Source organism: Streptosporangium sp. NPDC020145 (genome assembly GCF_040631275.1).
In the GTDB taxonomy this organism is placed as follows: Bacteria; Actinomycetota; Actinomycetes; order Streptosporangiales; family Streptosporangiaceae; genus Streptosporangium.
Genome location: NZ_JBEXZT010000036.1, coordinates 1 through 14,070, shown reverse-complemented (window position 1 = coordinate 14,070; position 14,070 = coordinate 1). Strand labels below are relative to the sequence as shown.

General features: G+C 66.4%; 11 protein-coding genes and 1 pseudogene. 9 read left to right on the top strand and 3 right to left on the bottom strand.

What is annotated here, in order from left to right:
* Positions 1 to 55: 55 nt before the first annotated feature.
* The 3 genes from lanM to ABZ463_RS37210 are packed head-to-tail and all read left to right on the top strand — an operon-like array spanning position 56 to position 3,991.
* Positions 56 to 2,776 (top strand): type 2 lanthipeptide synthetase LanM, encoded by a 2,721-nt coding sequence (lanM, locus tag ABZ463_RS37220; RefSeq protein WP_362783948.1) that lies wholly within the window; start codon positions 56 to 58, stop codon positions 2,774 to 2,776.
* Between the two features lie 13 nt (positions 2,777 to 2,789).
* Positions 2,790 to 3,581, top strand: coding sequence for a methyltransferase domain-containing protein (locus ABZ463_RS37215; protein ID WP_352014872.1), 792 nt, complete (start codon positions 2,790 to 2,792; stop codon positions 3,579 to 3,581).
* Between the two features lie 5 nt (positions 3,582 to 3,586).
* Positions 3,587 to 3,991, top strand: coding sequence for a nuclear transport factor 2 family protein (locus ABZ463_RS37210; protein WP_362783946.1), 405 nt, complete (start codon positions 3,587 to 3,589; stop codon positions 3,989 to 3,991).
* On the opposite strand, the gene ABZ463_RS37205 is transcribed toward ABZ463_RS37210, so the two are convergent.
* Positions 3,939 to 6,815, bottom strand: a complete 2,877-nt coding sequence (locus ABZ463_RS37205) for a BTAD domain-containing putative transcriptional regulator (protein WP_362783942.1) — start codon at positions 6,813 to 6,815, stop codon at positions 3,939 to 3,941. The genes ABZ463_RS37210 and ABZ463_RS37205 overlap by 53 nt on opposite strands.
* A 1,057-nt stretch (positions 6,816 to 7,872) precedes the next feature.
* Here ABZ463_RS37205 and ABZ463_RS37200 point away from each other — a divergent pair.
* Positions 7,873 to 8,319, top strand: a complete 447-nt coding sequence (locus ABZ463_RS37200; protein ID WP_352014875.1) for a helix-turn-helix domain-containing protein — start codon at positions 7,873 to 7,875, stop codon at positions 8,317 to 8,319.
* A gap of 201 nt (positions 8,320 to 8,520) precedes the next feature.
* Here the strand turns inward: ABZ463_RS37200 and ABZ463_RS37195 are convergent, their stop codons facing one another.
* Entirely contained in the window at positions 8,521 to 8,967 is a 447-nt protein-coding gene (locus ABZ463_RS37195; protein WP_352014876.1) for a nitroreductase/quinone reductase family protein, read from the bottom strand.
* A 442-nt stretch (positions 8,968 to 9,409) separates the two neighbouring features.
* Here ABZ463_RS37195 and ABZ463_RS37190 point away from each other — a divergent pair.
* The 5 genes and pseudogenes from ABZ463_RS37190 to ABZ463_RS37170 all read left to right on the top strand — a co-directional run.
* A pseudogene (locus ABZ463_RS37190) lies at positions 9,410 to 9,508 on the top strand (transposase); the annotation flags it as partial.
* 348 nt (positions 9,509 to 9,856) lie between these two features.
* Positions 9,857 to 10,375: a hypothetical protein gene (locus ABZ463_RS37185; protein ID WP_362784046.1), complete on the top strand. Its 519-nt coding sequence runs from the start codon at positions 9,857 to 9,859 to the stop codon at positions 10,373 to 10,375.
* The gene (locus ABZ463_RS37180) at positions 10,366 to 11,559 is read left to right on the top strand and encodes an MAB_1171c family putative transporter (RefSeq protein WP_362783939.1); all 1,194 of its coding nucleotides are present in this window, start codon (positions 10,366 to 10,368) and stop codon (positions 11,557 to 11,559) included. Before ABZ463_RS37185 ends, ABZ463_RS37180 begins: the two co-directional genes overlap by 10 nt.
* A 142-nt stretch (positions 11,560 to 11,701) precedes the next feature.
* Positions 11,702 to 12,673 (top strand): zinc-binding dehydrogenase, encoded by a 972-nt coding sequence (locus ABZ463_RS37175; protein ID WP_362783936.1) that lies wholly within the window; start codon positions 11,702 to 11,704, stop codon positions 12,671 to 12,673.
* 135 nt (positions 12,674 to 12,808) lie between these two features.
* The gene (locus ABZ463_RS37170) at positions 12,809 to 13,045 is read left to right on the top strand and encodes a cell division protein SepF (protein WP_362783934.1); all 237 of its coding nucleotides are present in this window, start codon (positions 12,809 to 12,811) and stop codon (positions 13,043 to 13,045) included.
* A 15-nt stretch (positions 13,046 to 13,060) separates the two neighbouring features.
* On the opposite strand, the gene ABZ463_RS37165 is transcribed toward ABZ463_RS37170, so the two are convergent.
* The gene (locus tag ABZ463_RS37165; RefSeq protein ID WP_362783931.1) at positions 13,061 to 13,693 is read right to left on the bottom strand and encodes a hypothetical protein; all 633 of its coding nucleotides are present in this window, start codon (positions 13,691 to 13,693) and stop codon (positions 13,061 to 13,063) included.
* Between the last annotated feature and the right edge of the window lie 377 nt (positions 13,694 to 14,070).

Below are 14,070 nucleotides of genomic sequence, written 5' to 3'. Positions count from 1 at the left end.
CGTGATCGACGAGATACGCTCACGCCCCGCCGGCCCTGTCCGGGTGAAGGTCCCGGTGAGGCTCTACGGAACCCGTTACGACCAGGTCCCTTTCTGCGGGCTGGTGGAAAGGTTCGCCGACCGTCACCGAAGCCTCCTGAGAGCGAAGGCCGCGGCCTTCGAGGACGTCCTCACCGAGGACGCCTGGGACTCCCTGACGGCGAACCTGATCGACGGCCTGGTCTCCGTCAGCCACCAGACTCTGATCTTCGAGCTCAACGAGTCACGGACCGGCGGGCTGCTCACCGGAGAGACTCCCGAGGACAGATATCGCCATTACAACGACCACCTGCTGGGTGACCCGTCCTACCTCGCCGCTCTTTCCGGCAGGTACCCCGGGCTCGGCCGGGCTCTGCTGAGCCATGCGGAGAACTGGCTGACGAACTCCCTGGAGCTGCTCTCCCGGCTCACCACCGATCTTCCTCTGCTTCGGCGGCATGGATGGATATCGGAGGGCACGACGACGGTCGACGCGCTCCGCTGCGGCCTCGGGGATCCGCACGACGGCGGCCGATCCGTCACAGAGGTGGCCTTCCACGGCGGAGTCCGGGTCATCTACAAGCCCCGGCCACTCGACGCCGAGGAGCTGTACGGCCAGGCCGTCACGTTGCTCAACGACCTGAACGGTCTCGGCGACCACGGCGACAGGGCCGAACTACGGGCGATGCGGGTCATCAACCGGGGCCGGTACGGCTGGTGCGAGTTCATCGGTCACAGTCCCGCCTCCGGTCGCGAGGCAATCAGCAGATTCTACCGCCGGATCGGCTCCTGCGCCGCGCTGCTGACCTGTCTGGCCGCCACCGACATCCACATGGAGAACCTCAGGGCGGCGGGCGAGTTCCCCGTTCCGATCGATCTCGAAACCGTTCTCCAGCCCTCGCCCTCCTCCTCGGCCGTCGCGGACTCCGCCGCGGACAGGGCCTTCGCGTCGCTCTCCCGAAGCGTCCTGGCCACCGCGATGGTCCCCGGACGGCAGCTCCCCCTGGAAACCAGTGCGATAGGCGGTGGGCTGGGCGGTCCGAGGTCGCTGAGAAGGCTCGCCCTGGTCGCGCCGTTCACCGACGTGATGCGGACAGGGCTGATACCCGCGACCCTGGAGAAGACCGGGAACCTTCCCTTCCTGAACCACGGGCGGGTTCAGCCCGCGGCCCACGTCCCCGATGTCGTCCGGGGATTCCTGGAGGCCTACGACGCCATCGCGGCGAACAAGCCCGCCTTCCTCGCGCTGGTCCGCCGGTTCCGCGACGCCGAGATCCGCTATCTGCCCCGGCCGACCCAGGTCTACGGCGTGCTGTTGGGCGAGCTCCATCATCCTCGTCGTTTTCGAGAGCCCCTGGAGACGGGGGAGCTCTGGCCCGAACCGGCCGAGGCGGAGCGGGACCGGTTGCTGGCCGAGGCGGAGCGAGGCCAGTTGCTGGCCGGGGACGTTCCCCGCTTCTTCACCAGCGCCTCGTCGACCTCGCTCCGTTTCGGGGAGGGCGGCGAGATCGACGGCTTCTTCCACGAGACGGGCTGTGAGGCGGTCGAGCGCAGGCTGCGGATGTTCGGCGCCGAGGACCGTGCCGCCCAGCTGGACATCCTGACCTCCGCTCTCAGCACCCTGCCGCACTCCTCGCCCCCCTCCGTCCTCGCCTCCTCCCGCCCGGCTTCCGGGCGGAGGAGCCTGCGGGACAGCACCCGTGAGGCCGTCGACGCGCTGGCCGACGAGGCGATCCTCGGAAGAACGGACTGTACCTGGATCGGTCTGGCCGGAGACAGCGCGAGCGACGAGCCACGCACCTATGGGGCACTTCCCACAAGGCTGTACGACGGGCTGTCCGGTATGGCCCTCATGTTTGGCTACGCGGCGAAGGTGTACGGGGATGATCGTTATCTTGGGCTGGCGTCACGGAGCATGCGTCCGGTTCTCGCCGAACTGCGGAACGAACGGCTGGTCGGCGCGTACACGGGAATGGCGGGTACGTTCTACGTCCTGGCGCACCTGGCGGTGCTGACCGCCGACGAGACCCACCTCGACGTCATCGACCACTGGACCCCGCTCTTCATCAGGAACATCGGTGAGCGGTGGGAACCCGGCCTGGTCTCGGGGCTGGCCGGGGCGGCCGTGGTGGCCTGCGACCTCTACGAACGACATGGCCTCTCCGGGCTGAAGCCGGCGATCGCCCTCTGCGTCGAGCGGCTGACGGGCTCTCCGTGGGATGACGTGGACGACGGCTTCGCCAACGGGAGGGCCGGAATCGGCTGGGCGCTGCTCAGGTCCGGCCGGGCCCTGAAGGATGCCGGAGCAGAGGAGGCGGGACTCCAGGCCCTGGCCTCCGGCCGGGGCATGACGGCCTCTGAGCCCCACTGGTGCAGCGGCGCCGCGGGAACGGGAGTCTCCCGGCTGCTCGCCCACCGCCTGCGGCCCTCCCCGGCGTTCGTCGAAGAGGTGGCCGGAGCCCTGCCCGTGGTCACGAGGAAAAACCCGCCCGCCGACCACGGTCTCTGCCACGGGGGGCTTGGTGGTCTGGAGTTCCTCCAGCTCACAGCCGAACGCCTCCCCCGGCTGGGGCGAGAGCCGTACCGGCGGATGAGGCGGGATCTCGTGGCGAGCGGCGCCGTCGTCGCACACGCGCACGGCGGCCGTTTTCCCGGGCTGCTCACCGGAAGGGCCGGAGCCTGCCTGTCCCTGTTGCGGCTGGTGGCCCCGGAAGAGGTGCCTTCTGTGCTCTCCCTAGAAGGGGCAAAAAAGACATGAGGGATTTTTCATTATGAATACTGACAATCGCGTACGGCGTCGCGAGCTCTTCAACAAGGACGCGGACGGCTACCGTTCATCGCGGCCCGGCTACCCCACCCGCGCCTACCGGCTTCTTGAGGAGGCCGGCGCACTGCGCCCCGGCGCCAAGGTCCTGGAGATCGGCGCGGGCAGCGGGCAGGCCACCCGGGAACTGCTGGACCGGGGCGCCGATGTCTGCGCCGTGGAACTGGGGGCCGACTTCGCGGCCCGGCTCCGTGCCGAGTTCCACGACCGGCCGCTCACCGTGATCGAAGGTGACTTCGACGCGCTCCCCGACCTCAGCGGGGACTTCGACCTTGTGGTGTGCGCCTCAAGCCTGCACTGGCTGGACAGGTCCACCGCTCTGCGGAGGATCGCGTGCCTGCTTCGCCCCGGTGGCTGGATCGCGGCGTGGTGGACCGTCTACGGAAACCCGGCAAGGCCCACTCCTTTCCGCAGCGCGCTCAACGCCGTTCTTCGCCACCACCGCCCTGCGGGAGTCCTGGATGTTGTCGGACCGTTCGACCGTGATGTCTGGATCGAAGCGTTGGGCGCCGCCTCCTTCGAGGGCATCCGGACGGAGGTGATCCAGTGGCCGATGACGATGTCGGCCCAGGAGCTCTCCCGGCTGTACGCCACCTTCGCCGCAGTCCGGGAACTCTCCGAACCGGTCAGGGACGCCCTTCTGCGGGACATCGAGGCCACCGCGGAGGCGCTCGGCGGCCGGGTGACGGAACACTGCGTCACCGTTGCCTACCTGGCCCGGCGAAACCTGCTGGGCTGACCCTCGTGCCGCACGACGAACAGCCCCCTGGAAGCGTCCGTAGCGCCCACCTGGCGACCATGGCCGCCGACCACGCCCAGCTGAGCTACGAGTATCTCAATTCCGGTGACATCGACGCCTACACCTCTCTCTTCGAGAAGGACGCCGTGTTGCACCGCCCGGAGCTGACCATCTACGGAAGAGAGGAACTGGAACGCTACCACCAGCGGCACGCCGGTCTCCGCCGTTACTCGGTGAGCAGGATCATGGTCTCGGCCTGCGGGGAGCACGTCGTCGTCATCGGCAGCACGACGGAGACGACCGCCGGCGAGCAGACGGGTTTCGCCGACGTGTTCACCGTTTCGAGCTGCGGCCTGTTCATCTCTCAGCGAGCCTTCCACTTCGCTCTCGGACGACGAGGTCCGCGATGATCCTCCCGGCCTCCCTTGTCCACTGCGTCGCCTCCCGTTCCTGGAACAGCGCCTGAGCCTTCTCCGCCAGCTCCCGCGCCTGGACGACGTCTCCCTGGACGGCCAGGACCCGAGCCAGGTCGAGCCGTATCTGAGCCGCGCCGAGATCGTCCATGACGCTTTCCCGGATCTCAGCCGCGTGACGCAGGGCCCGCTCGCTCAGATCGAACTTCCGGCGATGACCGTAGACGACGCCGAGACTGTGCAGGGCGTAGCTCTCGCCGATGATGTCGCTGTTCTCCCGCACCATTCGCAGAACGGCGCTCCCCACCTCTTCGGCCTGCTTGTAGTTCGCGCTCAGAAGATGCGCCTTGCCGAGCTTGTGCATCACCTGGGCCTCCACCCGGAGGCTGCCCGTCTGTCTGGCGATGTTCAGCGCATGGCCCAGCTGCGCCTCCGCCTCCGCGTACCGTCGCCCGTCGAGTTCGATCTGGGCGAGCTTGGCCAGGACGTGGGCCTCCCCGACCAGGTCGCCGACCTGTTGGAAACCGGTGAGCGCCTGCCTGTACAGGTGTTCTGCCCTGTCCGGTGAGCCCTGGCGGTATTCGAGCATCGCGAGGTTCCGCAACGCCAGCGCCATTCCGTGCGTCTCGCCGAGCTCCTGGAACCGGGTGAAGGCCAGCTCCAGCAGGGGCCGTGCCAGGGCCGGCCTCTGCTGGTTGAGGTGCATCGAGCCGAGTGAACACATGAGCGCCGCCATCCCTCGCTCGTTACCGGCCAGCCGAGCGGCGCTGAGGGCGCTCTCGTGAGTGTCCTGCCAGTCCTCGAAGTAGCTGCGTGTCTCGAAGAGGGTGACCAAGGTGACCGTCAGGTCCCAGCACACCTCGACCAGACCGTGTTCTCCGGCCAGGACCACCGCCGCGCAGAGATTGGCCCGTTCCTGCTCCAGCCAGTCGAGGGGACGCGTCAGGAGGCGGTCGAGCTGGTCCTCGGGCAACCTCCAGCGCGGCGCGTCCCCGTGCAGCAGGGTGTAGTCACCGCCGTACAGCCGCCGATGCGCCTCCTCCGCGAGGTGCAGCCAGCAGCCCAGCACGCGTTCGAGAGCGGCCGTCTTGCCCGTGTCGTCCTCGTGCTCGTCCAACCTCTCCCGTGAGAAGGCGCGGATGAGGCCGTGGAACTTGTAGCGCGGGTAACCACCGCCGTCGATGCCCGCCACGTCCAGCAGCCGGGCGTCGACGAGCTCCTCAAGGCGGTCCATGGCCCGATACGTCTCGCCGTCGAGTACGGCCGCGGCGAACCAGTAGGGAATCGTCTCGCCTTCCGCCAGGCCGAGCAGGTCCAGCAGCCGACGGGCCGTCTCGCCCATCCCGTCGTAGGTGAGTGACAGGCTCTTCCTGACGACCATCTCACCGTGGGCCAGCTCGTCGAGGCGATACCGTTCGTCGGTCAGCCTTCGCACCATCGAGGCCAGCGACCAGTGGGGGCGGGCGGCCAGCCGGGCCGCCACGATCCGCAGGGCGAGCGGCAACCCTCCGGTCATGTGGGTCAGGGCGGAGGCGGCGTTCGGCTCGGCCGCCACCCGGTCGGCTCCGATGACCTTGGCGATGAGCGCCAGGGAGCTGGCCTCCTCCATGACGTCCACCTCAAGCTGCAGCGCGCCGGGCAGGCCGGTCAGGCGGGCCCGGCTGGTGATGATGACGGCGCAGCCGCCGCTGCCGGGAAGCAGCGGCATCACCTGGGTCTCGCTGACCACGTCCTCAAGGACCACCAGCATCCGCTTGTCGGCCAGCAGACTGCGGTACATGGCGATCCGCTCCTCCACACTCCCGGGTACGGCGGGGCCGTGGATCCCCAGCGAGCGCAGGAAGGTGCCGAGCACGTCCGCCACGGGCGCGTTCTGCTGCTGACTGCCTCGCATGTCCCGGTAGAGCTGGCCCTCGGGGAAGACCTTCGCGAGACGGTGCGCGACGTGTACGGCCAGGCAGCTCTTCCCGGCACCGGCCTTGCCGGTGATCACCACGACCGGCGTCGCGGTGTTGCCACTGACGCGCAGGAACTCCTCGGCCGCGTCCACCAGGTCGTCGTGGCCGGTGAAGTCCTGGATGTCGGCGGGCAGTTGGTGCGGGGGAATCCGCAGGGAGGGCGCCGGCTGATCCGGTGTGAGCGTGACGGCCTCCCTTCCCGAATCGGCGAGCAGCAGCGAGTCGTCGCCCTGGAGGATGGCCGCCTCCAGCCGCTGCAGCTTCTCCCCCGGTTCCAGGCCGAGTTCGCCCACCAGCAGGGCTCGCCCCATGCGGTAGACCTCCAGCGCGTCGGCCTGCCGTCCCGACCTGTGCAGGGCGAGCATGAGCTGACCGCGCAGCCGTTCACGCAGCGGGGTGTGCTCCACCAGGTCGGTCAGCTCACCGACCAGTTCACGATGCCTGCCCAGGCTCAGCTCGATGTCTATGCAGCACTCCAGCGCGGCCTGCCGGGCCTCGTCCAGCCGCAGCGCCTTGCCCTCCAGCAGGCGGCTGACGACACCGCCGAGAGCGGGGCCGCGCCACAGGGAGAGCGCCTGCCGTAATGTGGCCGCCGCCTCGGCGGCATCCACCTGCGCCAGGTGGTCGGCCTCCCTCACCATCGTTTCGAAACGGTAGGAGTCCAGATCTTCCAGCGATATCTGCAGACAGTATCCGGGCGAACGCCGAATGATTTCTCCCTTGGCCGGGATGAGGGCCAGCAGCCGCCTCAGTGCTGAAATGCAGATCTGTACCTGGCCGCGCGCGCTCGGCGGGGGGTCCTCACCCCAGACGGCGTCGATGAGGTGCTCGGTACTGACGATGTGATTGGCCTGCAGCAGCAAAGCACCGAGGATGATCGGTTGCCTGCCGGGTGAAATGGAAATAGGTACTTCACCGTCGTGCAGATCGATAGGGCCGAGGATACGGAATGGAGCCGTCGCGCCTGTTGCCATAGCTCACCTTTGCATTGCAGCAAACAACCCAAATGGATTAGGAAACTTTGCGCATCCCCAGAACCTCATAGGCTCTCCAGCCGATTACATCAATGTATATCGAGATATAGCGAAGGTCGAGAGAATTCCCCCGGTCACACCGTTTCCCTCACATCCCGGCCACCCGGACAGGGAGTCAGGCACGAGAACCCCCGACCTCCTCGTCCGCACATCAGACCCACCGGAAGGCGCACGGAACCGGTACGACGTTCACCGCATCATCGGCAGCGACCGGGCCGACCGTCGGCGGGCCATGCGACCGACACCGTCCCGAGAGATTTCTCCCGCGTTCCCCTGCCCGCGGAACCGATCAATGTCGTCACCGGTTGTTCCCCACCGCCCCCTCCGAGGAAATACGCATCTCCAGCATCGCCTCACAGAGCCGGCAACCGTTCCGGGAGAACCGGAGTCACCCCCAAGATCCACCTTCAAGTCCGTCCGAAGAAAAACGCGGCAACGGTGAGGCGGCCGCCCTGGATCACACACGTCCGCACCCCCTAAAAAACGCCCCTGCGGAGAAACGCCCCATCCGACATGTAGACGACCGGGCACGCAGCGTACATGTGCGGGAACAGTCGCGTTTGGTCGATGAAGCGGTCACGGCATCCCACCGAACAATCCCCTCGCCCCGATCTCGTTCGGCCGGACGACGGATCCCCCGATCACAGCCGCCAGGGGGCAGCACGCCGGCCTGAATCAGCAAGCTTCCGGGATGCAGGAACGAACAGCCACGCACCCCAACACGTCAGTTATGCCAATAAATTTCCATATCTGGCACGTTATGAACGTATCGAAAGTTTGCACGGCGGTACATTCGGTGTCAAGCTTGCGTGAGGCATCCGAGGGGGACATCACTTTCCAGTGCTACGAGAAGCCTCACTCTCAAGTACTACGACCGGAGGGAGCCATGTCTGCGAGGGCCTATCGCCAGCCACTGGCGGAGCTAGTTGACCACCTGTTTCTGACCGTCCTTCAGCAAGACGGGACCTCTTACAGCTACGAACAGGTGGCCAGGGAGATCACAGAGCGAGGCACCCCGATCTCACACACGACACTCTGGCGGATACGGACCGGCAAGACCGACGACCTGTCGGTCTCCCATCTGGCCGGTATCGCCGACTTCTTCGGCGTCGACTTGGCGTACTTCTTCGACGAAGCCTATGCCGCCAAAGTCGACGCCGAGTTGGAGCTGCGAATCGCGATGCAGAACGTAGGTATACGCAAGGTCGCGATGCGAGCCGTGGGGTTGTCGTCGATGGGGGTGGAGAGTCTCACCAAGATCGTCAATGTGATCCGTGAGATGGAAGGCCTGCCGCCGTTCGACTCCGAGGCCGAACCCGATGCCCAACCGTAGTCAGCGACACATCCCGTTGTCACAGCAGAAGGCCGTCGCGCCTTCCGCATGGTCGTTGACGGTTGCACCAGGGTTCCGACGGTAAACCGCCGGGAGCGACACCACCACCCACAGCCATCACGCGATCTTCGGATGCCCCCGGGAACTCCGAACGGTCACGTGGTGGCCGTCCACCCGTGGCCCCGGCCGGCGAAGCGCGGTTCAGACCTCCACCGCGGGATCGAACGCCGTCTCCCCCGTTCCCTCGGCGGGTTCCAGGCGGAAGACAGCGGTGCGCACGGTATGAGGAACGATCGTCTCCAGACTGTCGCCCGCGCCGAACGGAAACGCCTCGGTCGCGAAGGGAAGGTCCAGAACGGACAGATACGTTCTGATGACCCGGGCCGCCTCCTCGCCTTCGACAAGAAGAGTTCGCGACGGCCCCCTCTCCTCACCGTGAACGTGACACTCGCCAGAGGCGAGGAGATTTTTCACCCACTGTCGTTGCCTGTTCGGCGCGACCAGGTAATGTTCACCGGAAAGCTGGACAACGGCGATAGGCGTCCGGCGGGGCTGCCCGGTGTGACGACCTCGCGTCTGGATGACACGCAACGCGTATGCCGCTTCACGATAAGGCTGAAGGGGCATGTGCAAGATCTTCTCGATCATCGTGGCATTGATGTCACGCGGGTCCGTACTCGGACTGTTCATAATTCCCCGTTTACCTGTGGTCAGCAGCGATTCCCGGACCGGATCTTGGAGGAGTCTAGTGGCTTCCTCCCACACTGTGTAGTTCTGCGTCAATGAGGAAGGCGCCGAGATCCGCATCCAGCGGGATGACCTGGCCCCTGGATCGGCACGGACAAGACCCATGCGAAAAGCGGCGGCCCGCGCCTGCGTGGCTTCGTGAACTCCCGGCCGCCGGAACATTGCAACGGGCTGGGACCGGTGGTTCGCCCTGCCGCCACCACTTGCGGGAAACCAGGAATCCTCACCTTATGACGACGACGCCTGCCATGGCGTTGAACGGGGCAGCGGACGGGTCGGTCACAGGACTCACCTGACCATCGGGATTCGCCGCCGGCGTCAGATGCGCGGCAAAAATTCTCAGGAGCAGTTGAACAAGGAAATCCACCGCCGGACCGATGTCATGGGAGTATTCCCCAACGGGGAGATGATCGTGTGGCTGGTCGGTGCCGTTCCAGCCGAGGCGTGGGAGAGGCCGGGCATTGCTCTCGATCCGAGTTTCGGAAAGGAACAAATCTGCCTTTCGGACGGTGCCACTCACGCCACGGGTGCCCGCGACAATCACCATGGCCGGGAAAGGCCCGGCTTCGTCACCAGGACGCCGCCGGTGTACACGGGCAGGAGACCACCGGTACGCGGACCAGGTTCGGGCGGGAGAAGCCGCCCCGGCCCCGAACCTCCCGCCGCTGGTCAGCGGCCTCGGGAAAACATCTCCGCACTCTCGTGGAAGCCGTCGGAGAATCAACATCAGAACCTACGAGAACGGCACCTCTTATTGGTCACGGGAAACAGGGTGGACACGGGGAGCGATATGCGGGAAAGCACAGTGCGACGAAGGTGCCGCGAACTGCTCCGACAGCTCGACATCCGCCCTCCGCTTGACGTCGCCGACCTGTGCAGAAGATTCGGCGAATGGCGCAACCGACCGGTCAGGCTCGTGCCCCACCCTTTCGAGGTACCGGGCCCCTCGGGGTTGTGGGTACAGACCGAATCAGCCGACTACATCTTCTACCAGGAGAGGACCTCCGCACCCCACCAGGACCATATTATTCTGCACGAACTGGGCCACATCTTCGCCGACCACCCAAGCGACGAGCTGAACATCGCCGGTCAGGAACCGCAGACGTCGAGCTCGTTTCCCCCCGCCACGCGAATACTACGGCGGACGTGCTACGACACGGACCACGAAAGGGAAGCCGAACTCATCGCCACCATCATCCTTGAATGGGCCAGCGTCCTCAAAGCCACGCACTCTCTCCTTCTGGACGAGAACGCCCCTCAGGGAAAACAACTGAACACGTCGTTGGTCAACCACCAGGGATGGCTGTGAGCATCTCCTTCGTACTCTCCGTCATCACCCTCGTCGTCTTCGCGATCCTGGCCATCAAGGTCATCCAGGTACGCCGCGCCCCGGAGGACCTGCCGCTGCGCGCCGTCACAGCCGGGGTGGGCTGCCTCTTCCTGTCCGTCTTCGTGAACCTCCCGGGCGTCAGGACGGCTCTCGACGGCGTACAGCTCGGGGCTCCGAAGCTGTTCGTCAACCTCATCACACTTCTCGGCACATATTTTGTGCTCGCATTTTTCTTCTATTCGATATACGGGCAGAACGCCATTCGCCGTATGCGCCGTGAACGCGTTCTTCTGCTACTGACGTGCGGCGTACTCGTGACCACCTGGTTCATCGCCTCGCCCACGGTGCGTGAGGCCCCCGCGGATCTCCGGAACGGTTACGACCTCCAGGCCAGAATCTTTCTCATCACCGCTCTGGCCTACATGACGTACACCCTCACGAGGTCGCTGGAGCTGGTGAGGAAGTACACTCGTGCGGCGGCCGGCCGCCACGTGCGCCTCGGGATGAGAATCTTCCACGCCTCGCTCCACCTTCTTATCGCCGGAGCGTTCCTCAAAATCGCCGTCCTGCTGCTTCAGAGCTTGGGAACGACGGTTGACTCGCCTCTGCTGCAGATCCCGAACACCGGTTATCTACTGCTGGTCGGAATCGGAATCGCCGGCTTCGCACTGGGGCTCGGCTACCCCCTGGCCGCAGGAATGATCCTGGAGATACCCGTCCGGGCCCGGCACAGAGGCCTGTACCGACAGCTGGAACCCTTGTGGCTCGTTCTCCACGAGGAGTTCCCCGATCTCTCCCTGACCGCGAGCAAGACGTCACGGTGGCGCGAGGTGCTGCGATGGCAGAGCGTTCATCGCAGCTACTACCGCCGTGTCATCGAAATCCGCGACGGTCTCGTCCTTCTCGCCCCCTACTACGACCACGAGGTCGCGCGGCAGGCGCAGACGGCCGGAGCAGGGAAGGGGCTCTCCGGGTCTGAGCTGGAAAGCTTCGTGCAGGCCAACCTCATCGTGCACGCCCTGAAGGCCAAGGCGTCCGGAAGCCAGTCGAGGGACTCCGACCTGATCTCGCTGGACGGCGGTCACAACCTGGATTCGGACTCGGAGTGGCTGGCCGGACTGTCCGGGTGGGTCCAGTGGCTGACGAGGGAATCCACATCCTGACCGGCCCCGTTCACCGGGTCCCCACCATGACCGGCCCTGGAACCGCGCGGCGTCCGTCCGACCGCCCACCAGAGTTGACCTCAACTCAAGTCGAGGTTGGAGACTGCTCCGCACCGAGCCGAGTGCGGGGAGAGTGGTCGACATGCGGGTTGTACGGGTGACACGTTTCGGAGGTCCCGAGGCATTGGTCCCGGGTGAGGCGCCGGACCCGGTCGCCGGCCCCGGCCAGGTGGTGGTCGAGGTGTCCGTCGTGGGCGTGACCTTCGTCGAGACCCAGATCCGGCGCGGTGTCGACAGGTGGCACAACAGGCCCGCACTGCCGTACGTGCCGGGAGGTACGGTCGCCGGACGGGTGAGCTCGGTCGGAGAGGGCGTGGATCCGAGCTGGTCCGGGCGGCGTGTCATCTCCGACCTCGGGATGACCGGGGGCTTCGCCGAACGCGCGGTGGCCGACGTGGGGAACCTGATCCCGGTGCCCGAGGAGTTGGGGTTGCCCGAGGCCACCGCCCTGCACACCGACGGCAGCACCGCGTTCGGACTGGTCGAGGGGGCCGGGATCCTCCCCGGGGAGTGGGTACTCGTCGAGGCGGCGGGCGGCGGTGTCGGCACCCTGCTGACCCAGCTGGCCCGGGCGGCCGGTGCCAGAGTCGTCGGGGCGGCGCGCGGCGCACGGAAACTGGACCTGGTTCGCGAGCTGGGCGCGGACGCCGTGGTCGACTACTCCGTCCCCGGCTGGGCGGAACAGGTGCGCGAGGTGACCGGTGGTGCGGGCCCCGACCTGGTGTTCGACGGGGTCGGCGGGGAGATCGGCCGGACCGCGTTCGAGCTGACGGCGGACGGTGGCCGTTTCTCCATCCACGGCGCCGCCAGCGGCGAGGTCACGGCCGTCGACCCCGCCCAGGCGCGACAGCGCGGGATCAAGGTGATCGGCGTCGAGCAGCTCTTCGGCTTCGGCCCGAAGATGCGAGGCTGGGCCCGGCAGGTGATGTCGGCCGCGGTCACGGGCCGGATCAGACCCGTCATCGGCCAGACCTTCCCCCTGGAGCACGCCGCGGACGCCCACGCCGCGATCGAGTCCCGCGACGCCCTGGGCAAAACCCTGCTCCTGACCTGACGGCGCGCCTGCGCCGTCACGACGTCGTTCCAGCCCGTGACCCCGCTTCTGTGAGAAGGCACAAGAGGCGAATCCGTCTCCCACCCGTAGATCGTGCGCCCTTGATGTCCCCGCCGGCTCAGGGAGACTGTCCTCGTGATCCTTGAGACAGTTCGTCCCCTCACCTACGACGACGTCCGCCACGTGGGCCGGTACTTCCGTGAGGGCATTCCCGTCGTGATGGACCTCACCGCGGTCGCCGACGACGAGGCGGAACAGTTCGTGGACTTCGCCGCGGGCCTCATCTACGGACGACGCGGCGACATGGAACGCCTCAGCCCCAAGGTCTTCCTGCTGGTCCCTGCCGGGACAGCGGTCACGGCTCCCCGCTGAGGCGGTGCCGCCGGATCACAACCAGTCCAGCGGCGTCTTCCACAGGCCGTACGCGGCGGGAAACAACCCAATCACGACGAACGGACCGAGCAACAGGGCCACCGAGGCCGACCAGTACGGCTTCGCGGGCAATCTCGAAAGTGCCCGGACCGCGAGATTGAGCGCCGCCCACAGGGCGATGAAAATCCCCACACCGCCGAGCAGGATCAGGTGCGGCAGGATTCCGTCATTGTCGGTGGGGTCCCGTTCGGTCAGGCCCAGGGCGGCCAACGGGTAGTTGGCCAGGAAGTACCAGACGAGCCCCAGCGGAAGAGGCGCCAGGTAGCCGAACAGGGCGTTGACAACGAACGGGACCAGCCACACGATCCGCTTCGGAGGTGCGCTGGTGTCGGCCATGGCCTCTTCTATAGCAGCGCGCCGTACCGGACGCACATCGTGGAACCACCGGGCGCCCTCGATCGGTCGGCGCTCGGACCACACCGCCGGACGGTACGGCTTCGCGCCTTCCGGTGGCAGCGGTTCCAACACCACCGATCGACCGCCGATAAAACGCACCTGGAGACCCGGCGTCGCCAAGCAGGTCGTACCGAGCCGCCGGACTTCACGCGCCATCCGCTGTTCCGCCCCTTCGGCGGCCGCCTTGGCCAACCGAGGAATTTCGGCAAGAAACGTCGAGGGGCACCCTCATTGTGCGCCATGGGTTTTCGTCACCTCGAAGTCGGTGGATGGACCCTGACCATCAGGATCTGGCGTGACGCGCCATGAGGGCATGTTCGGGTCGTACGAAGCACATGCGGTTGATTCGCCACCGCCCTACCACCGGCGAGCCGGCATGGATTAATGCCTTTTGGAGGGCATCACCACTTCTATACAGTTTGGCACTGTGCATATCCCCCGTATCCTCCTGCTGGCCGGGGCTCTGGCCGGCTTAGACCGTGACTCATTTGGCCGTCAGTCGTTAGACCGTTCGTGGATGCGTTCCTTCAACGACTGGTGCCTGACGAGCTGTGGGAGCTGTTCCAGCG

Excerpts from the sequence above, each read along its gene's own strand:
- ABZ463_RS37215 (WP_352014872.1), top strand. The coding sequence starts at position 2,790 with ATGAATACTGACAATCGCGTACGGCGTCGCGAGCTCTTCAACAAGGAC.
- ABZ463_RS37200 (WP_352014875.1), top strand. The coding sequence starts at position 7,873 with ATGTCTGCGAGGGCCTATCGCCAGCCACTGGCGGAGCTAGTTGACCAC.
- ABZ463_RS37195 (WP_352014876.1), bottom strand. The coding sequence starts at position 8,967 with ATGATCGAGAAGATCTTGCACATGCCCCTTCAGCCTTATCGTGAAGCG.
- ABZ463_RS37185 (WP_362784046.1), top strand. The coding sequence starts at position 9,857 with ATGCGGGAAAGCACAGTGCGACGAAGGTGCCGCGAACTGCTCCGACAG.
- ABZ463_RS37180 (WP_362783939.1), top strand. The coding sequence starts at position 10,366 with ATGGCTGTGAGCATCTCCTTCGTACTCTCCGTCATCACCCTCGTCGTC.
- ABZ463_RS37175 (WP_362783936.1), top strand. The coding sequence starts at position 11,702 with ATGCGGGTTGTACGGGTGACACGTTTCGGAGGTCCCGAGGCATTGGTC.